This window comes from Paraglaciecola sp. 25GB23A (assembly GCF_040012495.1).
GTDB lineage: Bacteria > Pseudomonadota > Gammaproteobacteria > Enterobacterales > Alteromonadaceae > Paraglaciecola.
On sequence record NZ_JBDYKM010000008.1, the window covers coordinates 28,865 to 54,762 of the forward strand.

A 25,898-nucleotide genomic window follows, 5' to 3' on the forward strand; every position below is an offset into this window, starting at 1 on the left:
ATCCAGAAACAGGCTATTTGTGAATAAGTGACTAACATGGGTGTCATGTTAATTCTGCATCACTGCAACTCAAATAAAGCCTATTGCTCATTGCTTAGAGTAGAGGCAGCGTTTACCCTTCTTAGGCTCATACTCCAAATTAAAAATTCTATTCATCCTTAGGTAACCTTCATGTTAAACCCGTTTTATAAAACCCTGCTTATTAGTGCCTGCATATTGGTGACTGGATTGAGTGTGGCTGTACAAAGTCATGCAACTGTTTCCATTATTCATGGCAAGACTATTATTCCCGCCGGCAATGCAAACTCTGACAAAGACTTAACCATCAGAAATGACAAACTGGCTTTTTCCATCGCGTTGGGCTCTGCGCCTCCTTGGGGTGTAGCACGTGGCTGTATCGTTGATATTGCCAATGTTAAAGCAGATGGGTCCTTAAGTAATGACCGTGTTGCCTTCGCTGATTTCATGCCCAATAACTGGTCTAGCTGGCCAAATACTTATCAAAATGTCGACATCATTAAAGACAGTAAAGAGGAGGCAATAGTCCAGGTTACGCGTGATTTTAGCAACGTTGTTATTAGTACTACTTATAGCCTTGCAGCAGGCTCTGACCGCATTCATGTAAAAACCGTTATGACCAACCAAGGTGAAGCCATAGCTGACATGTTATCCGGCTACACATTATGGCCAGATGGTGGTTATAAGTTTGCTGTGCCCAGTTATATAGGCGAAGACGGGGTGGCTAGCGATAATTATATCGCAGACCGTTTTGTTGGCTATGACGCTGATTGGGCCATTGCCTTGCACGCACCCTATATGACAAAAGCCAGATACCAATCACGGGATTTATATACTCAACATAGTCTGAAAAAATCAGAGTCCATGACGTTTGAAGGCGATTATCAAGTGTTAGCCAGTGGCGACCTAGCGCCAGTTATTCGCGCTGAGATTGAGCGTAAAAAACTGCAGGCAGGTACCTTACAGGGCAGTGTTAAAACGCCAGAGGGTAAGCCAGTAAATGAACCCGCGGTTATAGTACTTAAAGACGGCCTGCCCTACATTTGGGTAATAGGTAAGAATGGCCAGTATAATATTGACTTACCAGTGGGCGATTATCAGGTTTATGCCACAAGTAAAGGCTACTCCGATAGTATTAAACACAAGGTAAGTATCAAAAGTAGTGAGTCTCAAACGCTTTCATTCGATGACCTTCTGTCCCCAGGAGAAGTCAGTATTAAGGTCACAGACGCGAAAACCAAGATTGCATTAGACGCTAAAATTTCCATAGAAAAGGGCAATAAACCCCTGATTGAATATTTTGGCGCAAAAACATTCTTCACTGAATTAGACCGCGTCGGACAGGCCTCATTCACCTTAGCCCCTGGTGATTATCAGCTCAAAGTTTCCGCTGGCAGTGACTTTGTGGCTAAACCTGTATTGATTGACGTCAGTATTGTTGCTAATAAAACAAGCAACCTTGTCAGCGCAGTCCCTGTCAGTACCTATCCAAGTCAACACGGTTGGTATGCTGGCGATTTGCATCATCATGCCGACGTATTAGAAGCTTCAACACCTGCTGAATATTTAGTACGTTCCCAGTTAGCGGCGGGTCTTAATGTGATTTTTGTAAGTGATCATGACTCAACAAAAAACCATGAGGCCATTAAAACACTAGCGGATAAGCGTGGAATACCCTTTATCCCGTCGATAGAAATTTCACCATCGTGGGGGCATTTTAATGTATTCCCAGTTGAAATTGGCGCGCAGTTATCGGTAGATCCAGGCGTGGACAATGTTCATGACATCATTAAAGATGCTCGGCATATGGGTGCAACGGTTGTCGCATCTAACCATCCTTTTATACCTTACGGCTACCTGAGCAGTCTGCAGAAAAAGACCGTACCAGGCGGATTTGACCCAAGTTTTGATCTGATCGAAATAAATTCAGAAGTAGACTATAAACAGGCGCTTGAGAAAGCCCGGCAGCTATGGTCTGACGGTTTACCTTATTATTATACTGCCGGCACCGATACCCATGATGTTTGGAATGAAGCAAGCGGTCATATCCGCATGTTTGTTTATACAGCCAGTAAACCTAAGGCAAAAGCGTTTGCCCAAGCCATGAAAAATGGCCGCTCTTATGCCTCTTTTGGGCCAGTGATCTATCCGCAGAATGTAATGTTTGGCGATACATTGAAGCTGGCTAAAAATCAGCCTCAATCAATCAATTTCGAACTTTTATCGGTTAATGGACTTAAGTCAGTTCAGTTGATTGGTAATGATGGGCTTATCAGTGAGCAGCCCCTATCAGGTGACAAGGCATCGGTAGTATTTGAAGTACCACAAAAATCAGGGTGGGTAAGTTTAGTGGTAGAAGATTCCAAGGAACACAAGGCCTACACCAATCCAATATGGCTTAAGATGGTTGATAAAACCCAATTCTAAGCATTCAGTCCCATCACGCCTCGCTTTAAAGGTGCTGATTAGGATATTGATGTTGTTTGGCCATAATAATCGGGGCACAGGATTTAACATGTCCTGTTCTTTCATCCCAAACCATTTATTCTTGTATAGCGTGACTCACACTTTCAACAAACTTCATCTTAAGAAGCCCTTGGCATGGTTGTCCAGTTAATTGCTGCTCTTGTAGGAGGCCCTTTAGAGCCGAAGAAACAACAATAAATGATAATCAGCTGAGCTATTTCAAAGTAAGCTCCACTAACATGCCTGTCCAGTTAATTGCTGCTCTTGTAGGAGGTCCTTTAGGGCCGAAGAAATAACAATAAAGGATAATCAGCTCAGCTATTCCAAATTAAGCTTTACTAACATGCCTGTCCTGTTAATTCATTAAACACAAGGTAAGTATCAAAAGTAGTGAGTCTCAAACGCTTTCATTCGATGACCTTCTGTCCCCAGGAGAAGTCAGTATTAAGGTCACAGACGCGAAAACCAAGATTGCATTAGACGCTAAAATTTCCATAGAAAAGGGCAATAAACCCCTGATTGAATATTTTGGCGCAAAAACATTCTTCACTGAATTAGACCGCGTCGGACAGGCCTCATTCACCTTAGCCCCTGGTGATTATCAGCTCAAAGTTTCCGCTGGCAGTGACTTTGTGGCTAAACCTGTATTGATTGACGTCAGTATTGTTGCTAATAAAACAAGCAACCTTGTCAGCGCAGTCCCTGTCAGTACCTATCCAAGTCAACACGGTTGGTATGCTGGCGATTTGCATCATCATGCCGACGTATTAGAAGCTTCAACACCTGCTGAATATTTAGTACGTTCCCAGTTAGCGGCGGGTCTTAATGTGATTTTTGTAAGTGATCATGACTCAACAAAAAACCATGAGGCCATTAAAACACTAGCGGATAAGCGTGGAATACCCTTTATCCCGTCGATAGAAATTTCACCATCGTGGGGGCATTTTAATGTATTCCCAGTTGAAATTGGCGCGCAGTTATCGGTAGATCCAGGCGTGGACAATGTTCATGACATCATTAAAGATGCTCGGCATATGGGTGCAACGGTTGTCGCATCTAACCATCCTTTTATACCTTACGGCTACCTGAGCAGTCTGCAGAAAAAGACCGTACCAGGCGGATTTGACCCAAGTTTTGATCTGATCGAAATAAATTCAGAAGTAGACTATAAACAGGCGCTTGAGAAAGCCCGGCAGCTATGGTCTGACGGTTTACCTTATTATTATACTGCCGGCACCGATACCCATGATGTTTGGAATGAAGCAAGCGGTCATATCCGCATGTTTGTTTATACAGCCAGTAAACCTAAGGCAAAAGCGTTTGCCCAAGCCATGAAAAATGGCCGCTCTTATGCCTCTTTTGGGCCAGTGATCTATCCGCAGAATGTAATGTTTGGCGATACATTGAAGCTGGCTAAAAATCAGCCTCAATCAATCAATTTCGAACTTTTATCGGTTAATGGACTTAAGTCAGTTCAGTTGATTGGTAATGATGGGCTTATCAGTGAGCAGCCCCTATCAGGTGACAAGGCATCGGTAGTATTTGAAGTACCACAAAAATCAGGGTGGGTAAGTTTAGTGGTAGAAGATTCCAAGGAACACAAGGCCTACACCAATCCAATATGGCTTAAGATGGTTGATAAAACCCAATTCTAAGCATTCAGTCCCATCACGCCTCGCTTTAAAGGTGCTGATTAGGATATTGATGTTGTTTGGCCATAATAATCGGGGCACAGGATTTAACATGTCCTGTTCTTTCATCCCAAACCATTTATTCTTGTATAGCGTGACTCACACTTTCAACAAACTTCATCTTAAGAAGCCCTTGGCATGGTTGTCCAGTTAATTGCTGCTCTTGTAGGAGGCCCTTTAGAGCCGAAGAAACAACAATAAATGATAATCAGCTGAGCTATTTCAAAGTAAGCTCCACTAACATGCCTGTCCAGTTAATTGCTGCTCTTGTAGGAGGTCCTTTAGGGCCGAAGAAATAACAATAAAGGATAATCAGCTCAGCTATTCCAAATTAAGCTTTACTAACATGCCTGTCCTGTTAATTCCCTAACATGCCTGTCCCGTTAATTCATTGTTCGTTGCCGCGAACATAGAATTCCAGCAGGAACCTCGATGTTCATCGATAGCATGCCTTGGAGTATTTAACTATGGTGTATGGGAGTAGTAGCGTGATGAGATGAATTCAAGCACAGCCATCGCTGTGCTTGAATTTGAATACTTAACCGAAGTGATTAAAAGCGATTTTATTGCCATCTAAATCACGGAAGTAAGCACCGTAAAAAACGTTAGGAATACGTTGGCCTGGTTTACCGTCGCACGTTGCGCCTAAGGCTATTGCCTTGTTATATAATTCGTCACACTTCTCTTTTGAACCAGGAGCAATGGCCACCATATTGCCATTACCACAGTGTTGTGGTTCTGCGTTATATGGAATACAAATGGCCAGCATAGGCTCTTGCATACTCTTACCAATAAAGATTATACGGTCCATTTTTATTAGCGTTTTTGCGCCAATGGGAGCCAATAATTCATTATAAAACGCTTCTGATTTTTCTAAATTGCTTACGCCGATGGTTGCATAACTGAGCATGTTTTTTCCTATTTTTATTGTAGTTAATAATAATTAATGACACCTGATATAGCGTCTACCCTTCTTATACACAAATTTCTGATTATGGTTCTATTACCCTTAGAATAATCTTTGAGTTTATTGAGAGGACACTGGATTGGCAATCCTTATTCCAACGGTTACACTGCCCACTACACCCAACAATAAATTATAAATATGAAAAAAATTCTATTAGTCTTATTGAGCCTATCGCTAACGGCCTGTGTTGTCTCGGTTAACGAAAACGGTAGTAAGGCACCACAGTCAACTGTCACGTCATCTTCCTTAGATACTAAACAAGGCTTTTCTGAGCAACGTTTGCTGCGCATTGACAAAAAAATGCAAGAATATATCGATGAGGGCAAACTTGCTGGCATCATGACTTTGGTTTCGCGCAACAATCAAACGGTGCATTTTACTGCACAAGGCATGCAAGACATCGCTGCGGGCAAAGCCATGCAACGGGACAGCATCTTTCGTATTTACTCGATGACTAAACCGATTACCACTGTTGCAGCACTAACACTGTGGGAGCAGGGCAAGTTTCATATGAATGACCCCATCTCATGGTACTTACCTAAACTTAAAAATTTAAAAGTCTATGTTAGTGGCAGCGGCGACAGCATGGTTGTGGAAGACATGAAGTCACCCATTCGTATTATTGATTTGTTTACTCATACTGCAGGTTTCAGCTATGGATTCACTGGCAGTGAAGTGGATAAACTATATCGTGCATCGCCGATGATGCAAGGCAAAACGAAACCAGAAGATACCTTAACTGAACTAGCTAAATTGCCACTTAATCATCAACCAGGTACGCAATGGAACTATGGCATTAGTATCGACGTTATTGGCTACTTGGTTGAGAAACTCACGGGTATGAAACTCGGTGAATATGTTAAACAGGAAATTCTTGATCCCTTAAATATGCAAGACACCGGTTTTTATGTTCCCGCTGATAAAGTGCAGCGCTTTGCCGAGGTCTATCACAATAATAAAGAAGGCAAAACCGCAGTGATGGAAAACGAACCCTTAGGTGATTTCCTAAGTGATCCGGCTATCCATAATGGCGGCGGCGGTATGGTATCGACCCTAGACGATTACCTTACCTTTGCGCGCATGTTGCTCAATAATGGTGAAGTAAACGGCGTAAGAATTTTAGGGCGCAAAACAGTTGAATATATGCGTTCAAACCATCTTCCAGCAAACTTGGTGCCTTTCAGTAGTTGGGCTGACGGCGAAGGATACGGACTAGGCATGTCGGTGGTAACAGATAGCGGCTCGCTCAAATTTATGGGCTCTGAAGGTAACTATGGTTGGGGTGGTATGGCATCAACCTACTTTAGAATAGACCCTGTTGAGAATCTAATCATTATCGGTATGGCGCAGTTTATTCCCAGCGGGACTCATCGTTATGCTGATGACTTACGTAACTTAACTTATCAAGCCTTGGTTGATAAAAAGTAGTTCCAGCAATACCTTGCAAGCTCATAAGGAATAGTGGCAGAAAATTAGCCAAGGATGGTGTTTCTTTTGCTGCTAAGAAGGGTAATTTTGCTTACTTATGGTGCGATGACTAAACACTTTTTTCATTCACATTGATTATTAAGAAGTAGCATGACTGAAATATTATACCCACCATGGCGCCAACGACTGGCCAGAAGTTTACACATCAATCGCAGTCAAGTGCACGCTAAATATTATCAAGTTGCGAGTGTATGCCCGGCTGGCCGACCTAAAAACAGAACGATGGTATTTAGAGGATTCTTGGCCAACTCTCAAAGTCTTTTGTCAGTAACGGATATTAGGAGTGAAAAGGTCGCTCAGTGGCAAAGTAAGCATAAATCGCATTTTGAAATTTGTTGGTATTTTTCTGGCTCTAGAGAGCAATATCGTTTATCGGGTGAGGTTGCTTTGCTATCTCATTCTTTAGATCTAAGCTACACACAGGCGGTTTTAGGCCAACAAACCAAGCAAAGCCTGTTAAATCAGCAATGGTCGAACTTATCAGCCAACGCTAGGCAAGCTTTTTATTCAAGCAGTCCCAAAGCTCCCTTTGATGAAAATACAATACTGGCCAACCCAGCACAGGAGCAGCTTACTCAAGGCAAGCAGCCAGAGGAAATTGATATTGACTCAAGACAAATCAGTGACAATTTTTGTGTCGTTATTTTTATTCCAGACACCGTCGATTATTTAAATCTAAAATCGAAACCGCAAGAAAGATGCCTTTACGACATCCAAGATGACTGGAAAGAAAGATGGGTCAATCCATAAATAGGATGCCCTATATATCAGAATTTTTACGCAAAGAACCAGCCTCTGCAGCCCAATGAATAAACCTTTCGCAACTGAACAACTCCGTTGGGGCAACTCCGTTGGGGCAACTCCGTTGGGGCAACTCCGTTGGGGCCACAACGGAGTTGCAACGCCTACAAAATCCCAATCACCCCTTGTAGGAGTTCCTTCAGGGACGAATCAAAGAACCAACCTATCAACAACCAATGTTAATTCACCAACAATACCCAATTATCAACGGGGGCTGATTGTTCAAGATAAAAACTTCGCAGCTAAACAACTCCTACCAAACCCCAATCCCCCCTTGTAGGAGTTCCTTCAGGGACGAACCAACGAACCAACCAATCAATCAACAACCCATGTTAATTCACAAACAATACCCAATTATCAACGGGGGCTGATTGTTCAAGATAAAAGCTTCGCAGCTAAATAACACCGCTGAGCGGCAGCGCCAACGTCGCCCCTAAATAAAACACATAGCGCAGCCCCAAATTACTCAACGACTAAAACTGCAATTATTAATGAGTATACGTCTTAAAAAAATCATCCACGTCCTGAGGTACAGGCAAATCCGCAGGGTTTGCCCAACTAAAAGCGGCTACTGAAGCAGCATGATCGCCCTTAGCATAGATGATGGTTTTCACCTCTCCCTTGGCTTTTTCAATACCAGCCTTGAGTAATTCTAAGTTTCTAGGATAAACAGTGTCATCTTCAGCGGTATATATCAGCAACATAGGGGGCTCATCGCCAGCTATAAAGTTGGTGACCACCATATTAGGAAAATTTTCGGGTGGGCCAAACATATCCCTTATATCAGTTGCTTTAGGCACAAAATCATAAGGGCCAGACAGGCCAGCGAAAGCATTTACAATATTAGGTTTAAGTCCATAAGCGGCTAAATAGGAGCCGTCAGCAAGTATTAACGCGCCTAGATGGGCACCCGAAGAATGACCGGATATAAACAGATTCTGGTTGCCTTTGTAACGAGAGATATTTTGCTTTACCCAGGCAACAGACTTTGCCGCATCTTCAGCAAAGGTTGGAAACTTCACATCGGGATATAAGCGAGTATTAGGCAATACCACAACATAGCCCATATTGGATAATCTCATGCCGACAAATTTGTACTGGTCTTTAGACCCATCTGTCCAGCGCCCACCATGAAAAAAAACCACAACAGGAAAGGTTTCCTGGTCGATGCTGGGCACATAAATATCTAACTTTTGCCGGGGCAGTTCGCCATAGGATATATCTTCCGATATTTGCCCGTCGTAGGCCAGCGAAGGCGCATTGACTAAGGCAAATTTGACTTGTGTGCAGGCAGTGAGCAAGGTGAATAGAACGAGGGTACAAAATATTTTTTGCAAAAGTTGAGACTCTTTAAACTTTAAATAGTGACATCGGCCCAAAGAGTATAATCATTGGCAAAAAATTACGATGGGAGTTTTATTAAATAGCGTATTAAGACGCCCACTCGATTTTTAATGGCTTGCTCTATCACCCCAAATTTCTTCTAAGCGTTGATCACGTCCGCAGTTCCAGCGATATAAATTATATCGAACCGGGCTCTTTTTATAAAAATCTTGATGATAAATTTCATCACCTTTAATCGGATAGAACGTCTTTGCTTCCAAAATAGGCGTTATCACGTTTTTGTCAGAGAATTCTGCCTGTACAGCTGCTTTTGTTTGTTCTGCAATCGTTCGTTCTTGCTCGTTAGCCACAAAAATAGCACTTAAATAACTCGGACCTTTGTCACAAAATTGCCCTCGAGCATCAAAGGGGTCAATATTAAGCCAATAATGATCCAGAATTTGCTGGTAGCTGACGATACTTGCGTCATAGGTTATTTTGACCGCTTCATAATGTCCGCGATGATCACCATTGTATGTAGGATTAGGGATATCGCCGCCAGTAAAGCCTGATACCACTTCACTTACGCCATCTAATTTTTCGAAATCAGATTCCATGCACCAAAAACAACCACCAGCCAATACGGTTTCATCGGCTATCAAGTTAGTAGAGAAAAACGACACACTGAGTATCAGTGCTGAAAAAACAGATTTCATAAATATCCTTGCAAGCTGCCACTATGCGTCAACAGAAATGTGACGCTCCTAGATAAAAGAACCGAGAAACGACTGTAAACTTTCATTAATGCGCGCCGCCAGTATCCTCGTTTTGAGTCTTGCGGATGAAAAACATGATAGGCAAGACACACACATACATAAGGCCAATCCATACAAATAGATCATTAAAGGCCAATACTTGTGCTTGTTGCATGACCCTGTCAGCAATCTGCTTGATTGCAGCTGCCGCGGGATCGCTCGCCACGCCTGCCACGGACAGCTGAGCTTTAGTCAACTCTTCAATCACCACGGCGCGATTGGTGTCGATAGCAGGTATCAGTTGCGCCCAATGATAATCGACACGAATGTCACGAATGGTATCCATAAAGGCTAAGCCCACTGCCCCGCCTAAGTTGCGCAATACATTAAACAAACCTGCTGCGTTGCTGATTTCGCTGTTAGGCAATCTGCCCATGGCAATGCGTGAGGCCGTAAGTAAGCACATCAGTAAGCCAACCCCGCGCACCATTTGTGGCCACATAAATTGTTGGAAGTCTGCTTGATCTGTTAGATTCGCATTCATCATCGCGCCCATGCCTACCATGGCTAAACCCACGGCCAACATATAACGCGGATCAACCTTGTCAGATAAACGACCGATAATAGGGGCACTGCAAAACATAGAAGCACCGGTAACAAACATCAGCTGGCCGATTTGCAGGCTATTAAAGCCGCGTACCGTACCCAAAAACAGCGGCATCAGGTAGACCATACCGTACAGCGCAATACCGATCATAAACCCGAGCGAGGCACCTAAGGCGAAATTTCGGTCACGAAATACCTTCAAATCAACAATGGGTAAAGTTACACGAAACGCGCGCCAGAAAAAACCTAGCGCGCCTAATACACATACCGAGCTCAGTAACAAAATAAGGGTGCTATCGAACCACTCCTCTCCCGGCCCCTCTTCAAGTATGTATTCAAGAGGTCCTAGAAACAGCGCTAAATAAAGCAAACCGAGGAAGTCGATTTTTTTGAACAAGGCAAAGTCGGGTTTATCGATACGCAAAAAGAACCACACGCCTGCACTGGCCAATATACCTGGCACCACGTTCATTAAAAACAGCCAATGCCAGCTTGCATGTTGCGTAATATAGCCACCTAAAGTTGGCCCAATAGAGGGTGCAGTAGTGGCGATCATGCCGATCACAGCCTGCACTGCGCCCATAACTCGAAGCGGAAATAGTTTAAAACTCAGCGCATAGGCAATGGGGATCATAGCCCCGCCAACAAAACCTTGAATAGCCCGCATTATAATTAACTGATCGATTGTTTGGGCTAATGCGCAACCGATACTAGCGACGGTAAAGGCGAGGCAAGAAATAACAAAAGTTAGGTGGGTTGACAACCAACGAGTGAGCATCCCAGACAGTGGGATCATAATGATTTCGGCAATAAGATAGGCCGTTTGCACCCACGATATTTCATCTGGAGTGGCTAAGACCCCAGCTTGAATTTCATTCAGTGAACTGGCCACTATTTGAATATCAAGAATGGCCATGAACATGCCAAGCATAACGGCCACAAAGGCGATCCGCTGCTTCATAGAAGGCATCTCGGTCACTCTTTTATCACTCATGTCAGGCGCCTTGCTGGTTGACATCAAATAGCCCTTAGATAATTGAGGCTAAAACCATCGCTTCGATTATTGACTCTTTATTGACAGAATCGACTAATGCAAATCTCGTTGCGAGCTTAAAACCTGATCATTTGCCAAATAGGCGCTTTGTTGATTAAAGCCTTGGGTATCAACGTGAGCCACTACCGATAATCCTGGGCGTAATAAATGCACATACTCACTTGGACCCGTGACTTGTATCCGCACTGGTACGCGCTGCACTATTTTATTGAAATTACCGGTGGCATTATCTTTGGGTAACAAACTAAATTCAGTGCCAGTAGCGGGAGAAATCGACTCCACAACGCCGCTGAACTCCACATCTTTCTGAGCATCGACGGTAAGTGTGACCGCTTGTCCTATGCTCATATGGCCGATTTGCGTTTCTTTGAAATTGGCGACAACGTAAACTTCAGGCAGCGGCACCAAGTAGAATAAGGTCATTGTGGGTTGTACCAGACCACCGCTACGCGCACCTAAGTTACCCACAATACCGTCGCTGGGGGCGAGTATATCGGTTTTTGCCAATTGGCTTTGGGCATAGGCAATTTGGGATTCGGCGGAAGTTATATTTGCCTCTGCACTTTGCTGCTGGGCATCGAGTACCGCAAACATCTGCTGAGCCGCAGCATGGGCGGCTTGAGCTTGGGCGAGCTTCGCTTTCGCAATGGCCATATCAGCTTGGGCGTTTTGTAGTTGCTGTTTGGAATCAAATGACTGTTTATCTAAAATTTGAAAACGTTCTAAATTAAGCTCTCCGCGTCTTACTTCGGCTTTTGCTGCGTCAATATTAGCCGTCGTTTCATCGATCTTTTTATATTGTAAATTAATTTGCTGCTGGGCATTAACCAAGGCTGCCAGTGCGACACCGCGTTCAGCATTGGCCTGGGCTAATTTGGCTTGATACTCGCTGGCGTTAATTCGCACCAGCAACTGGCCCTTTTGCACCTGTTGATTCTCTTGAACAGCGAGAGTGTCTAAACGGCCGGAGATCTCTGCACGAATTGCGATACTATCGGATTTAATATAAGCATTGTCAGTTTCTTCAATGAAACGCCCATGCTCATACCATTCAATGCCTTTTGTAACGCCCCAGCCGGCGAGTCCAATCAACAAAATCACAAAAAAACCTTTTTTTAACGACATTTGCTTGCTCAAGTTTGAATGCTTTGCCCATCAAGTGTAATGTATATTACACTACACATTAAAACGATCAATCATAACAAAGCCAAAAGTGTAAATATTTGTTATTGTGCTTTCGTCTCGTTAAAAAAATTGAATCATGACAGCAAATAAACCCACAACAGAAAACGAATCTCCACAATATGCCCCTCGTGAACGTGGCCTGATCAGGCGCGATAAAATCATTCAAGCAGCGACGAAAGTATTTGTAAAGTCGGGATACGAAGCCGCGAGTCTACAAGAAATTGTTGCTTTAGCTGGTGGCTCACTCGCCACACTCTATCGGTTGTTTGGCAATAAAGAAGGTTTGTTTTACGCCGTTATAGAGCGTAAAAGTGATCAATTACTGAGTGACTTGAATTACAGTGAATTGCAGAGTAAAACGCCCCGTGTCGCATTGTTTGAGATAGGTAGGCGTTTTTTTAGTCTCATTATTTCACCAGAGGTAGGGGCGATTCACCGTTTATTGATAAGTGAAGCGGTACGCACACCAAGACTTCGTGAGATATTTCTAACCCTTGCCACAGAGCGCGCCATACGTAATCTCGCTGACTATCTGCAAAGCCAAGTAGATAAACAAAACCTCGACATTAAAAATTGCTTTATTGCCGCCAGTCACTTTATGGGCGCACTCAAAGGCAATTATCATATTCGCAGTATGCTAGGGGAAACCGTCAATTTAAGCACCGCACAACAAGAAGAATTTGTGATCACAGCGGTTGATATGTTCCTCAACGGATATACTCACCGCTAAAGCATTTCTCTTATAGGAGGCCCCTAGGGCCGAAAAAACAACAATAAATGATTACCAACTACCCTATTCCCAATTAAAACCAGGCGGTTGATTGTCCGTAGCTAAATAACACCGTTTACCGACCGCTACACCACCCTTGTAGGAGGCCCTTCAGGGCCGAAAAAACAACAATAAATGATAACCAACTACCCTATTCTTAACTAAAACCAGGCGCTTGATTGTCCGCAGCTAAATAACACCGTTTACCGGCCCCTACACCATCCTTGTAGGAGGCCCTTCGGGCCGAAAAAACAACAATAAATGATAACCAACTACCCTATTCCCAATTAAAACCAGGCGGTTGATTGTTCGCAGCTAAATAACACCGTTTACCGGCCCCTACACCACCCTTGTAGGAGGTCCTTCAGGGCCGAAAAAACAACAATAAATGATAAGCAACCAAGCTATTCTTCATTCAAACTCAGCCTGTGCCTACATTATTACCAGAACTAAAAGAACCTATTCAATTATTTCCCGCTACTCTGCTCTCGATATTAACCTGATATTTATTCTAACTAAAAAATCAGGCGCTACTCATAAGCCAATGGACTTACATTTGCGAATAAGATGTCGGTTGCAGAATAACATCGGTAATACCTGAAACTGTCGTTTTGTATTTTGGGATGTCTTTCATATTTTTCCATCCTTCACTTTTCACAAATGTATCCCAGTTTATATCTCGCTCAGCCATGTTTTCAAAACCAAGTATATAAACCAGATTGGGCATACCATTACCGGCTATTGTTTCGCCAAACATAACAGGATGCAGGCCAGTCTCTCTAAAAAGTGCAATTTCCCCCCCCTCATTAAACATTTCTATCTTCATTTTTGAGTCGTGCCTACTATGACTTTCATAAGTACGCATTTCAAATATACGCCCGCTTTTGCCTTTGATATGAAGAGGTACTTCTGGTTTGGGCATATGACTAAAGGCTTTTAATAATGAGGTGGAATATCTGAAAAAAACCGGCTCTTCTTTGGGGCGATTAATAAAACTAGCACCCACTTTTTGATACTCAGCATCAGCTGCTATTTTACCCCAAGCTAGTGTGTATGATTCAATTGTGTTGTGAGGAATAAGTACAAATAAATCTAATCCGTGGGCACCAAATTGCGGTTTAAACACACCAATGAGTTCGATACCTAAACGATTAAAGGCGGGTATAGCCGCCTCTTTCCAATAAGTTTCTATTTTGTCCATTTGTGAGTTATTCACAACTTGGTATTGAATGAGCTCGTAATATACTTGTTCGCTTTTTTGAGCGAATGCTGTCGTTGCAGACAACATTAAAGAAATAATGACCATTGAACGTGTGATGAGTCGTTTCATTACTGTAGCGCCTTGTTAAAGATTAATTTCAGCAATGTTGAGAAAGTATTCAACATTATATAGCCGTTTAATCATCTCACATTACGGTACAAATACACTTGCCTAAACACTATTCTCTAACACCAAAAGATATTTCATAATAGCCTGCTTATTAAACATTAATTGTTCAAACCCGTTGGCTAATTCTGCCAGAGCCCTTTCTACGAAAACTATCACAATGAAAGCGTTAGCTCTTCGGTTCAATCACAATCATGGCTGTCCTAATAATTTCCTTACATAACTATAGGTAATTTGCGCTCTTGTAGGAGGCCCTTTAGGACCGAAGCAACGACAATAAATGATAATCAGCTCAGCTATGACAATATAAAAACCATGCGATTGATTCACTATCATGGCTGTCCTAATAATTCCAGTTAGCTAATTAGCTCTGCTGTCAAATCTCTTAGTTGAGATTTTTGATTTCATCGGCTCTGAGCCCGCAGGTCAACCCCAGCGGTCAAAGGGGCAAGCTCTACCATCATTTGTTCACCTAATTTCACATTATTTGATGAACCCGAAACAGCATTACGCGTGTCTTCAACAATAAAACCTATATTTTCAAATATTTGTTTTGTGTCTTTTACTTGATTTTTAACTTGCTGGATAACTGCTTCTGCTGCAGTACTGCTTTCCAGTGATAAAGAGTGTAAGCCGCCTAAATTAGCAATGATATCGCTTGTAACGGCTCTGCTTTCTTCAATACTACTGACAACATTATTCTGTTGATGAATTATATTTTCAGAGATATCCATAATTTTAGTCATCTCATTCTGGATCTGCTCAGCAGAGTCATTAGCTGTGCTGGCTAGTGATCTTACTTCATCTGCAACTACGGCAAATCCTCTCCCATGTTCACCTGCACGCGCAGCTTCAATAGCAGCATTAAGTGCAAGTAAATTGGTTTGACTAGCTATGCTTTTGATTGATTCAACCAATTGAGAAATCGTTTTATTATTATGAGTCAGACCTTCAAGAAGCTCAGTGAATTGAGAAATATTATTCTCTGCGGCTAATATTTTTTGCGATAAATCTGTTAACTGCTCAATACTTGTTGCACTTTTCTTAGATGTCTCTTTTGCGGTTGAAACGGATTTTTCAGACAAATTAGCAATCATTGCAGACTGCTCAGCAAGTTTGCCAACAAGCTGATAATTATTTTCAACATTCTCTAATCGTTTTGAAGAAGACTGATTCACCGACTTTGCCGTTTGAGCAATTTGCTGCGCGATTTGTTGAGGTTGACTGGCAACTAATTTATCGAATACAGAGGCTTTAATCATTAACGTTTCAAGGAGGGATTTATTGATTACAGTTTCATCATCAGCAACGGGATTCTTTCTAGCTATAAACATGGTTGATCCTTAGTCTAAATATAAAAATGAATTTGAAAAACTAGTGATTTAGTTTGGACTCCACACTGCTGTAGGTAGAAACTAAATAAGGTACTAAATAGGTTAATACTATTTTTAGTAAATGGTGTACTTCAATATCTCCATACAGAAGAATATCACCATGATTAATTAACATTAGGATAGTGCCAACGATAACGGCAACTTTTATTGAACGTTTTAGCGTCTCAATCTCTATAGCAAGCATAAACCAACGTAGTATTTTATTCACGTAATTAAACCCTTAATGCCTTGCTCTAAAGCCCTTCGACTTTCAGTTTTTGCTCTAGTATAAAGAGAAATTTCAATTTTTATAAAATGCGTTTTCACACATTCAGAAATACTGTCTGACGGGTAAACTGCTTAACATTTAGGCGACAACACTCCTGACATAGCGGGTTCGGTTTAAAGCGATCACCCGTTTCGGTTTTAACGACTATTTTAGCTAATTATTCACAACACAAGTACGCGTAGTAAAAGAATATCCTGAAGAGGCATTTTCGTCTTTTTTAGCCACTAATATGTCATCATCACTGATATAAACGACTCGCTCGTTTGCTTCTTTTTGACAATGTGAGTAACTGAACGTTTCATAGTTATAAACAAAGGAAGCAATGAGATTGTCTAAAAAATAGACTTTAGGTGTTGCTTTATTTGCAGATGGTAATACCTGCTCACTTTGCGGTTCATCTAGAGAGGCATCGTCGGTAACTGCAACTTTTTGCATTGAATCAAGATTAATATCTTTCGCAGTACCGTCTAATAAAGCTTGTTTAGCCGCCTTTAATTCTGCCAACTCTTGCTCACTCAAATTGTTTTTTTGCAGTTCCTTTTCTATTAAATTTAAGCCCATCTTGGTCATATTTTTTTCAAACATCTCATCTGAATTATTTGAAAAACTTAACCATGGAGTATCCGGTAAATTGAGTTGTTCACTGTACCACTCTAGCAAAGTAAGCATAGTCATAGAAACGGGGGCCAATAGAATCAGGCGGATAAGAATAAAAGTTTTGGGGAATGCTTCTTTAGGCTGCGTCTTTTTACCTATGATTCTGATTAAAACCAAAAGTCCACGAAACAAGCGTAGAATCTGCATCAATCCAAAAATGACTATCATGCCAACCACACTGAACACCATAAGCCACAAAGGCAACACCAGCAGCGTGGTTACACCTAGTGTATGATAAAGTTGGGTCGGATCGGCATTGATAATATTGTTGACTTTTTGCGCAGCGACAGCAAGAGTGAAATTTGCAATAGCGGCATAGATTACTAATAAAACGAGTCTACCGAATGTTGATTCCCATACTTTTTTAAAGATTGCCCATAGTTCTCTAGCCATACCAAAAAAAGCCAAAACACCTACATACCAAATTAAAGTGTTTGGCTCTTTTAAATCACCATCCACAGTAAAAAGTAAAAAAAGTGCAATGATGTAGATAATTTGATTGGTATGAAGTTGCGCCCAGCGCGTGCCCAACCCCGCTCGCCAACCCTTTATTTTTTCGACCAAGGTCGGCTTAATGGGAAATTCAGCATCTTGCTGTGCAAACAGTTTGGCTTGTTCCTGCAGTTCTTCTGACATGACTCCAACTTCCAATGTAATCAATTAAATTGACGAATTAACTTAAGTATTACTAAGGATATGACGAACTACAAACTATAATTTTATGAAGTTGATACTTATTAGCATAACGCTATTCATTGTTAATCCCTAAAAACTAATCGCCAGTTAAACTGCTCGTCTGATTCGCCCACTTTAACAAAATGATTTTTTTCTAAAATTTTGTACGAAGCGACATTTATCTTGTCTGTTGCGGCAATAATAGCCTTAACTCTAGCTTGTTTTTTTGCCCAAGCAATCATGGCTTGTACCGCTTCACACATATAACCTTTTCCTCGAAAGTCTTCGTAGGTGCCATATCCAATTTCTATTTCACCCAGTTGATTAGGTTCACCTTGAAAGCAAACATCAGCTACAGCAGTATTTTCAGACTTATCAATAACCGTCCATAAGGTTGAATATAAATAATCTTTCGATTCATCAGCGACACTGGGCAAAATACTTTGCTCCAAGGCATCTTTTAACAATGATGAAATCTTCATCGATGTATTATTTAACTTCAGCTCCGCTTCTAAAGAATTATCATTCTGAATATATTTCAGCATTTGTTGATAGCTTAATGGCTTTAAAACTAATCGAGAGGTTTCTAACATGCTTTTTTCTTCCTTGCAGTACAGCTTATTTAAAAATGCATTCTAACTAATAATGACTTTGATTACTTTGTCATCATGGCGTTATTGTTTGTCAAACAGGCGCTTCAGCTAATTTCGGTTGTCCTAAATACTGGGTAATTGTTCGCGACTAAAGTCGCTCCTACAGTCGTTTTTACAGTTGGCCTTTAAGGGGGGTGTCGTACTTAACGGCACGACTTCGCTTAAACAACATTCTTGGTTTGCGTTTGCCATTTAATATGGCGCCCACAAAGGTAGAGCGGATTAAAGCATCGTACAATACGATTGATAATAAAATAGCAATTGTGCAGATGCTCAACAGTTTAATTGACCAATGCAGTGGTAACTCGGCAAAGGCGATTTGCAAGCAAATTACCACGGGTAAGTGAATAAGGTATAGCCAATACGCGGAGTCTGCGACGTAACGGATAAGTTTGCTAGTTCGGATAAATAAGCGTTTGCATATACCGATAGTGAGCGATATCAATGACCACATAACGATCCCATAACTTAACAAAAAACCGACTTTGATCAGGTCATATTGTGGGTGTGCGAGCTGTCCCTGAAAGCCTGACAGTTTGACTGCAAAAATGCTAGCAACAATACATAGGGCGAGTTTGGTCCAAGTTAGGCGCGCAAAGTGCTCTATCAGACCCGCCTGACGATGAAGTAACCAGCCAAAGAGGAAGAATCCACCGTATATCACTGTAACGGGAACACTCGGGATCAAAGATTTGTCTGGCGTATCCATACCCCAGCCATCCATAAACCATAAACAACTGGCGGTAGGAATCGCCACCACCAGAGTAGCGAATGGATTATTACTCAGCCAAGCCACAACGTGATCCGCCACAGATGCTAAGTTATATTTAAACGACTGAGACAAGCCGATAAAATAACGCAGCAACAGCGCACTGGCTGATATGATTAACAGGTAATACAAAAACCATAAATGAGTGCCAACCAGAAACCCGTTTGGAAATTCACTCAGACTTGTGATGCCTTGAACCAATGCGCCACCAATATTGGCATCGCCACGCATACTTTCTGCGCCCATGATCCAGCCCGATACCAGCATAGGACGAAGTATCAACCAGCCGAGAACAAAGGGAATAGCCAGTTTTACCAATCGTGATTTAACAAAGCTGGGTAGACCTTGCTTATGAAAAGTCATGTGGCTAAAAAAGCCAGCAATGAGAAAAAACAACTCCATTCGAAATGAATGACTGATCAGTGCAAAAACCGGAATGGTCGCACTTGTGGAAATATCCATCACTGCCCAGCCGATAAATATCGGCATAAACGACAAGCTGGCGTGGAAAATGACGCCCAATATCAATGCGTAGCCGCGGACCGCATCTAGATAATCGAGTCTGTTACCGTTTAGTGATGACATGTGCATCTCCTTAATTCACTTTCATCCGAAATAGGTGATTAAGGGCTTGTTCAATAAAGCCCTTTAACCTTGATAGTTACGCTTAGTAAAAACTGACTTCGTCGAGCTCAAAATCAAAACTCGCGGGCTGCAGACTAAAAGCAACAATACTTAGGCTGTTGAGCGTCGCCGTATTGAGTGGTGTTTGTTCCGACCATGCACGCTTCATTGATTCGAATGGTATTTTCACTTCGTGAAATTTGCCATCTGCAGCTACGGCAATAGGGGCGGCATGATAATCATAGTTAGTCACCTCAGTACTGTTGGCAGAAAGAGTCATGTTGCCGCTATGAATTTTAACTAATAGTTTAATACCGCTGAATTGACTGGCATCTTCAGGCTTGCCTTCAGTACTAAGTGGCAATATTGAACTGGCCCAACCGGGTTGACCACGGGGTGGCACAATGTCCCCTTTTACCTGCATAATGCCAGCAGAGATCATGGGCTTAACCTGAGTCTGGCCGCCCGCCACAGCATCACTCATAAACTGCCTTGGTAAGTTTAAGTTGTTGTCTTTTAGATTATTAAAGTCGTCGACTAAAGCGGGTAATGACGCACTAAATACGCCACTTGAAAAAGCCAACAATGAGCTTAAGGCAATTGTTTTCATTAGGTTAAACGCTGTTTTGTTTACGGTTTTCATATTAGGGTCTCTGTAATAATAAGGTTAAGTTGCACACTTGGTAATTGAACTGCCTCGTTGCAGTCTTGATGCTTAAGTGCCTAGCAGCACCAAGAAGGTGACAAAACTTTTGGAAAATATTTCCAATTAATAAAAATTGAAAAAAGTTGTCACCTTATGCCGCAAGGAAGGCACATAGTGGAAAAGCCAGAGAGTGAGAGACATGCCAATCTTTAAAAAGCGAAATCTGATAGCCAATACAAACGACGAAACCTTAGTGATGTATTCATTAGGGGGCGACCGTGATGCATTTTGTGCAATCGTAACTCGCTACCAAAGTTTACTGTGCTCGCTTGCCTATTCCTTTGTTGGCGACTTCAAACATAGTGAAGACATTGCCCAAGAGGCGTTTGTGGAAGCATGGAAAAAACTCGACACGCTGCGCGACCCAGCGAAACTAAAGTCATGGCTGTGCGGCATACTGCGCTTTAAGGCCAGTCATCATCGTCGCAAGGAAGCCAACCAAGCGATTAAAAGTGCTGAAGAAGTAGAAGAGCTTCAGGTTAGCGACACCGAAAACGCGGCTTTAGACGAACAAGCAATCCAGCAACAAGAACAGACACTGTTATGGCAAGCATTGGACGGCATGGAAGACACTTATCGCGAACCACTTATATTATTTTACCGTGAAGAACAATCCATAGAGCGGGTTGCCGCAGCATTAGATTTATCTGAGGATAATGTGAAACAGCGCTTATCACGGGGCCGAAAACTGCTCAAACGGGCGATGTCCAGTGTAGTAGAAAACGCCTTAAGCAAAAGTAAACCTGGTACGGCATTTACGGTTGGTGTGTTGGCCGTCATTAGCGGTATTGCCCCACCAGCAAAAGCGGCCGCACTCGGATTAGGCACAGGAGTGGGAGCCGCAAAAACAGGCAGTGTATTCAAATTAGCGAGTTTACTAACGGTATTGGCAGCTTGTTCAGGGCTGATTAGTGCATTTTTTGGTTTGAGAGCCAGTTTGGATCAATCACGCACACAACGTGAGCGCCAACTCGCCATTAAGAGCGTGACATTGTTTATGTCATTTGCACTAATTTATGTGTTGGGTTCCTTTACATTAAAACATGTTGCATTCAGTCATACTCTTTACGCTAATTACTATGCGTTTGGCGCATTATTGTTAACAGTGGCTTTTGTCGTTAGCTATTTAATCTCAGTTAAACAGATGTTTACCGCAACGCGCAGGCTTAGGGTCGAAGAACGGCTATTTCATCCAAACGCATTTTTAAGTCAAGTCGACCAACAAGGCTCAAAACAAGGTGAATACAAAAGCGCTTTAACCTTGTTAGGCGCGCCATTATTCCATTTTCAATTTGGCATGCATGAAGTCAATGACAAACCAGTCTTTGGCTGGATAGCCGGCGGAAGCCGCGCTCATGGTTTATTGTTTGCGTGGGGGGGAGTGGCAATCGCCCCTATCAGTGTCGGTATCGTAACGGTTGGGGTTATCAGTATTGGTGCAGTAAGTTTTGGACTATTTAGTTTAGGCACCGTGGCGATAGGCATGTTTGGTTTTGGCGTCTCTGCTATTGCCTACAAATCTTATGGGGCGTTCTCAGCATTTGGCTGGGAAAGTGCCTTCAGTAATGGCTTTTCGGTTGCAGCCGATGCGGCTATTGGGCCCTTTGCCTATGCGGCACAGATCAACAATCAGCAAGCGGCTGAGTTGAGCAACTTAGCAATGTTAAATCAGAGCGAACATTGGATATTGGCCATGATAGCTATTTTTGTCATTGTTCCGGCCGCTTGGTACTCACGTAAAGTGAGACAAAAAATGAAAAACAATTAGTATTATTAAGCTGCGAATTAGACCGTTTCGCTTCACTTATTGGCCAACTATCATTCGCGGTTTATTAGAGTGTTGTGTTTCAAGGAGTCATAATGAGTATTCGAGAAGTCACTCAAAATAGCTATCAAGATTTAATCGAAGTTTGGGAAACCTCCGTTAGGGCAAGCCATGATTTTTTTACCTGAGGAAAATATTGCAGAATTGAAGCCATTAATTTTGCAATACTATTTTGATGCAGTGGAATTACGCTGTTATATGGATAGCAAACATAGAGTGCTTGGTTTTATTGGTGTTGAAGATTCAACCATCGAAATGTAATTTGTAAAACCAGACTGTTTTGGCCAAAAAATTGGCAGAAAATTAATGGAGTATGCAATCAAAAACCTAAAGGCAACTAAAGTAGATGTTAATGAACAAAATCCAAATGCAATCCGATTTTATAATCGTTTAGGGTTTGTGCAAACGGGCCGTAGCATGATACCCAAGCCGACATTTAGCGCGACTTCAAAAGTTAACTTGGCAATACCCGTTTCTACGATGCCCCCACCGTCTGCTGGCGAACAATCCAGAGAATCAGTGGTGGCAGAATCAACCACTGCAAAATCGGCAGCAACCCCGTACCTAGTATAGGCAGCTCAGGCATGTTTGCCGCGTACTGCCAGCGGTCCAATACGTCGGTTGCCAGCCACTCCATGAAAGTCGTGACGACCAGCCCAGCAGCCAGATAAGTTATCGCCGGAGTAACGGCCATCGCATGGATCCAATCTCTGGATCGAGCGATCACGACGGCACTCCAGTAAGCCAACACGCTGATCACACCATCGCCTAGACTCGCCTGAGTGCACGTCCGAACGACGCTCATGTAGTCCAGTGTTTTCAGCCCCTCGTAGAACGGCATTTGCCACATCTCCCAAACGAAATTGAAGAGAAAGGAAATGAGCAAGAAATTCGCTTCCGGATTCCGGACCGCGCGACCAATCCAATGTTGACCCATAACCCTACTTTTGCTTCGAACGCAAGTACTTCCAAAGTGCGGCAATTGATAAAACCAAAACGCAAATGATTAATAGCCAAACCAATCCCATGCCCAACATCATCCCATACCCATATCGTTCATCATATTTCTGTCCTCTCCTGTTGATATTCCGTGAGACCACTCAAGCGTGCTCCGAGTTGCTATCGCAAAGACACATGCCTATGTTTGTGTGGAAATTTAGTCGGGATTATTACAAGGTAGTCCGGCAGCCTGCAAATCGGCAAAGCCTGCTTCCGATGCAAGAGCTGCAATGTAGCCCATTTGTCGTAACGTTGCTGCGGCTAGCACGGCACGACCACCGCTGGCACAATAGGTGACTATAAGCCGTTGGTGATCGCTTTCTTCGTCGGAAATTTTCATTTCCAATACACCACGCGGGATAGCGACGGCACCTTCTAGGTGGCCTTCCTGCCACTCATTGGGTTCACGAACATCGAGCACTAGCGCGCCGCTGCCAAACAGAGCCTTTACCTTTTCAACTTCGACGGTGTCAGCCACTTTTTTGGCTTCATCGATCATTTGTTGTGCAGTTAAAAACGTAAGCATTAAAATTTCTCCTGATTGTAGTGTGAATGAATGTTCAAACTGTCAGTTCGCTATGCATCTGCAGCTAAACCGCAGCCAAGGTTTGCCGGAACAGCCACATCCATCATCTTCGGATCAGGCAGATCTAGGTTGTTCATAATGTCGATATATTCCGCACGACTCTTGCCGGCTAACCGCGGGTTATGAGCCTTTTCCTCAGCAACGCTGCTGCGGGTCCAGCCCTTATAATCGTGCGCCGGGTATACCAGCGTTGAATCCGGTAGCGTAAATAGCTTTTTAGTAATGGAATCATAGCTTTGACCAGCGTCGCCGCCTTGAAAGTCGGTTCGGCCACTGCCACGAATCAGCAGCACGTCGCCGGTGAATACTGCTGGCTGCTCGCTATGAAGCAAAAAGCTATAAGACTCATCGGTATGGCCAGGTGTGTACAACGCTTCCAGATCAATACCATCCAACCGGATGTACTGGCCCTCCCGAATGGTTTCAGACACACAGTCGGCTTCTGTCTGTTCGCCCATTACCGTGATGCAACCGGTCTTTTCCCGCAACTTTCCAAGACCGGTGATGTGATCCGCATGGGTATGAGTATCGATGGCTCGCACTAGTCGAACATCGAGTTGTTCGACTAGTTTCAAGTACATATCCACCTTGTCGATTACCGGGTCGATTAGTAACGCTTCGTGGCCAGTACCGCTGGCCAACAGATAACTATAAGTACTAGATTCAGAATCAAAAAATTGGCGAAATAACACGTTTATCTCCCATTCGTATTTAGTGTATCAATAACGGTAGTCAGCCCAATATCGAAAGGTATTTGTAATTGCACACTGAATCCATACATGGGTAACTCCTATATATTGGCTGAACCAATATCGATAATAAAAAGCAGCTTTGTTGGTAAAGGCAGATTAATGGGTACTTTATCGTTGTATTTATAATTGCTCTGTACGCTAACGTACTTAATAAAAGATTTTTGGCGCCTATGTAATAGTCAGAATTAAGTAGTAGTAAGACAAAAGAAGCGTCTCTATACCCAACATCACTCAATATATCGCCCGATATATTGAGTGCCAAAATAACCGGAAGAATGTTCGTTACAAGACAAGCCAACATTGAGTAGAATATATGATTTAAGAGATCTCATCTGTTCGCAGCCGAACATTTATAGAGCTTCTGCCTCTCATAATGAGGGGCTACTTGTAGGGTCAGACCTGCCATACAAATGGTTTCATCGACTGGCGGCTTTCTTGGACAAAGCTGCCGTTCGACTGAGCTAACTCCAATGACCGCAATTCGCTCGAAGTCGTCTGTCGTCTGAGTGCCTGCGCTGTGTGAAAAATATTGTTCACATTTTAGTCTAAGCTCCACTTTCGTAGTGGCAAATCAAGGTGAAAAGCGGTTAAAAAAACCACTACTTTAGCTTTTTACCTACTATTTAATATTGTAAGTAACAATCAAATAAGACTAATTTCAACTCTCACCGCCCCTTTTTATTTTTTAAATAGCGACTTGAAAAACTTAATCTGCTGCTAAAACATGTAAATAAATGACATTAATATAAACGCGGAGTGAGCTTAGTCACGTCATAGCTTTATAAATAAAAACCATATAACCATGACTTTGAAAAAAGTGTATTTTTGCGAGCTTTAGAGGCTCTACTTCAATATCGTAGTAATTCTTTGAGTTTTTCAATTCTGTAATCACTTATCACTTGAATCATATGCCACGCAGCGAGAGTTTCCCTCATTGTTTTGAACAAATAAAGCAAACAAATTCGACTCGAGTAGATAATTGATTTAGGGTGTAAGAGTGATTTTTTCTAAAAATCACATAAACATAATGAGACTTCCATATGTATTCGTTAGTAATATCCAAATGTTAAAACGCTTATTTTTAGTCTTTTTCATTCTTCACAGTCTCACGACAAGTGCGTTAGCTGGGATGGATATGTCTACGGTAAATCAAGCGGAAAAATCTCAAATGCCCATCATGCATCACGTGACGGTCATAAATGCGATGCAAACAATGCTCTCTTCATATGGCTCAAACGCTCAAATACAGACTATGATGAATTGTAGTGAATGTGATCAGGATTCAATTTGTCATGATCTAATTCGTAGCTCTATTCATGCGGCAACGCCATTTTATGCACAAATAGAGATGATTCAACCAGCTATTTTAATGAGCGGCAGCCTAACACCTACCTTAACTATTTCAGTTAAATACTCTAATAGCCAGCCAGAATTACCTCCCCCAGCCGTCTAGCTCTGGCGAAATACGTTCACACTGACA

At 42.4% G+C, this 25,898-nt stretch carries 22 protein-coding genes and 1 pseudogene; 8 read left to right on the top strand and 15 right to left on the bottom strand.

Going from position 1 to position 25,898, the window contains the following annotated elements:
- Positions 1-171 precede the first annotated feature (171 nt).
- Together ABKW31_RS12940 and ABKW31_RS12945 are read left to right on the top strand one after the other, a co-directional pair.
- Positions 172-2,445: a CehA/McbA family metallohydrolase gene (locus ABKW31_RS12940; protein WP_348616901.1), complete on the top strand. Its 2,274-nt coding sequence runs from the start codon at positions 172-174 to the stop codon at positions 2,443-2,445.
- Between the two features lie 413 nt (positions 2,446-2,858).
- Positions 2,859-4,139, top strand: a pseudogene (locus tag ABKW31_RS12945) (CehA/McbA family metallohydrolase); the annotation flags it as partial.
- A gap of 574 nt (positions 4,140-4,713) precedes the next feature.
- Here the strand turns inward: ABKW31_RS12945 and ABKW31_RS12950 are convergent.
- A complete protein-coding gene (locus tag ABKW31_RS12950) occupies positions 4,714-5,085 on the bottom strand; it encodes a VOC family protein (protein ID WP_348616902.1) in 372 nt (123 codons plus the stop codon).
- Positions 5,086-5,280: 195 nt separating this feature from the next.
- On the opposite strand from ABKW31_RS12950, the gene ABKW31_RS12955 reads away from it, so the two are divergent.
- Together ABKW31_RS12955 and ABKW31_RS12960 are read left to right on the top strand one after the other, a co-directional pair.
- Complete coding sequence (locus ABKW31_RS12955; protein ID WP_348616904.1) at positions 5,281-6,570, top strand: serine hydrolase domain-containing protein; 1,290 nt, start codon at positions 5,281-5,283, stop codon at positions 6,568-6,570.
- A 150-nt stretch (positions 6,571-6,720) separates the two neighbouring features.
- Positions 6,721-7,380 carry a pyridoxamine 5'-phosphate oxidase gene (locus tag ABKW31_RS12960; protein WP_348616906.1) on the top strand — a complete coding sequence of 220 codons (660 nt, stop codon included), beginning with the start codon at positions 6,721-6,723 and terminating at the stop codon, positions 7,378-7,380.
- Positions 7,381-7,919: 539 nt separating this feature from the next.
- Here ABKW31_RS12960 and ABKW31_RS12965 read toward each other — a convergent pair.
- The 4 genes from ABKW31_RS12965 to ABKW31_RS12980 form a co-directional block, all read right to left on the bottom strand.
- Positions 7,920-8,768 carry an alpha/beta hydrolase gene (locus tag ABKW31_RS12965; RefSeq protein ID WP_348616907.1) on the bottom strand — a complete coding sequence of 283 codons (849 nt, stop codon included), beginning with the start codon at positions 8,766-8,768 and terminating at the stop codon, positions 7,920-7,922.
- 114 nt (positions 8,769-8,882) lie between these two features.
- Positions 8,883-9,470: a peptide-methionine (S)-S-oxide reductase MsrA gene (gene msrA / locus ABKW31_RS12970; protein WP_348616908.1), complete on the bottom strand. Its 588-nt coding sequence runs from the start codon at positions 9,468-9,470 to the stop codon at positions 8,883-8,885.
- 85 nt (positions 9,471-9,555) lie between these two features.
- On the bottom strand, positions 9,556-11,109 hold the full coding sequence (locus ABKW31_RS12975; RefSeq protein WP_348616910.1) for a DHA2 family efflux MFS transporter permease subunit: 1,554 nt from the start codon (positions 11,107-11,109) through the stop codon (positions 9,556-9,558).
- 93 nt (positions 11,110-11,202) lie between these two features.
- On the bottom strand, positions 11,203-12,294 hold the full coding sequence (locus ABKW31_RS12980; RefSeq protein WP_348616912.1) for an HlyD family secretion protein: 1,092 nt from the start codon (positions 12,292-12,294) through the stop codon (positions 11,203-11,205).
- A gap of 136 nt (positions 12,295-12,430) precedes the next feature.
- Here ABKW31_RS12980 and ABKW31_RS12985 point away from each other — a divergent pair, with 136 nt between their 5' ends.
- Entirely contained in the window at positions 12,431-13,084 is a 654-nt protein-coding gene (locus tag ABKW31_RS12985) for a TetR/AcrR family transcriptional regulator (RefSeq protein ID WP_348616913.1), read from the top strand.
- Positions 13,085-13,673: 589 nt separating this feature from the next.
- On the opposite strand, the gene ABKW31_RS12990 is transcribed toward ABKW31_RS12985, so the two are convergent.
- The 7 genes from ABKW31_RS12990 to ABKW31_RS13020 form a co-directional block, all read right to left on the bottom strand.
- Complete coding sequence (locus ABKW31_RS12990; protein ID WP_348616915.1) at positions 13,674-14,453, bottom strand: NIPSNAP family protein; 780 nt, start codon at positions 14,451-14,453, stop codon at positions 13,674-13,676.
- Between the two features lie 461 nt (positions 14,454-14,914).
- Positions 14,915-15,844, bottom strand: a complete 930-nt coding sequence (locus ABKW31_RS12995; protein ID WP_348616916.1) for a methyl-accepting chemotaxis protein — start codon at positions 15,842-15,844, stop codon at positions 14,915-14,917.
- Between the two features lie 40 nt (positions 15,845-15,884).
- Positions 15,885-16,112, bottom strand: a complete 228-nt coding sequence (gene nrtS / locus ABKW31_RS13000; protein WP_348616918.1) for a nitrate/nitrite transporter NrtS — start codon at positions 16,110-16,112, stop codon at positions 15,885-15,887.
- A 213-nt stretch (positions 16,113-16,325) separates the two neighbouring features.
- Complete coding sequence (locus ABKW31_RS13005) at positions 16,326-17,465, bottom strand: hypothetical protein (protein ID WP_348616920.1); 1,140 nt, start codon at positions 17,463-17,465, stop codon at positions 16,326-16,328.
- Positions 17,466-17,587: 122 nt separating this feature from the next.
- The gene (locus ABKW31_RS13010) at positions 17,588-18,097 is read right to left on the bottom strand and encodes a GNAT family N-acetyltransferase (protein ID WP_348616921.1); all 510 of its coding nucleotides are present in this window, start codon (positions 18,095-18,097) and stop codon (positions 17,588-17,590) included.
- A gap of 172 nt (positions 18,098-18,269) precedes the next feature.
- The gene (locus ABKW31_RS13015; protein WP_348616923.1) at positions 18,270-19,511 is read right to left on the bottom strand and encodes an acyltransferase family protein; all 1,242 of its coding nucleotides are present in this window, start codon (positions 19,509-19,511) and stop codon (positions 18,270-18,272) included.
- Positions 19,512-19,593: 82 nt separating this feature from the next.
- On the bottom strand, positions 19,594-20,193 hold the full coding sequence (locus ABKW31_RS13020) for a CIA30 family protein (protein ID WP_348616924.1): 600 nt from the start codon (positions 20,191-20,193) through the stop codon (positions 19,594-19,596).
- 202 nt (positions 20,194-20,395) lie between these two features.
- On the opposite strand from ABKW31_RS13020, the gene ABKW31_RS13025 reads away from it, so the two are divergent.
- Together ABKW31_RS13025 and ABKW31_RS13030 are read left to right on the top strand one after the other, a co-directional pair.
- Complete coding sequence (locus tag ABKW31_RS13025; RefSeq protein ID WP_348616926.1) at positions 20,396-22,024, top strand: sigma-70 family RNA polymerase sigma factor; 1,629 nt, start codon at positions 20,396-20,398, stop codon at positions 22,022-22,024.
- 363 nt (positions 22,025-22,387) lie between these two features.
- Entirely contained in the window at positions 22,388-22,654 is a 267-nt protein-coding gene (locus ABKW31_RS13030; RefSeq protein ID WP_348616928.1) for a hypothetical protein, read from the top strand.
- Here the strand turns inward: ABKW31_RS13030 and ABKW31_RS13035 are convergent.
- The 3 genes from ABKW31_RS13035 to ABKW31_RS13045 form a co-directional block, all read right to left on the bottom strand.
- Positions 22,557-23,018, bottom strand: coding sequence for a hypothetical protein (locus tag ABKW31_RS13035; RefSeq protein WP_348616930.1), 462 nt, complete (start codon positions 23,016-23,018; stop codon positions 22,557-22,559). The two genes, ABKW31_RS13030 and ABKW31_RS13035, sit on opposite strands and share 98 nt — an antisense overlap.
- Before the next feature lie 219 nt (positions 23,019-23,237).
- A complete protein-coding gene (locus tag ABKW31_RS13040) occupies positions 23,238-23,606 on the bottom strand; it encodes a rhodanese-like domain-containing protein (protein ID WP_348616931.1) in 369 nt (122 codons plus the stop codon).
- 50 nt (positions 23,607-23,656) lie between these two features.
- Positions 23,657-24,358: an MBL fold metallo-hydrolase gene (locus ABKW31_RS13045; protein WP_348616933.1), complete on the bottom strand. Its 702-nt coding sequence runs from the start codon at positions 24,356-24,358 to the stop codon at positions 23,657-23,659.
- 1,195 nt (positions 24,359-25,553) lie between these two features.
- Between ABKW31_RS13045 and ABKW31_RS13050 the strand changes: the two genes are divergently transcribed.
- The gene (locus tag ABKW31_RS13050) at positions 25,554-25,871 is read left to right on the top strand and encodes a hypothetical protein (protein ID WP_348616934.1); all 318 of its coding nucleotides are present in this window, start codon (positions 25,554-25,556) and stop codon (positions 25,869-25,871) included.
- The last annotated feature ends 27 nt before the right edge of the window (positions 25,872-25,898 follow it).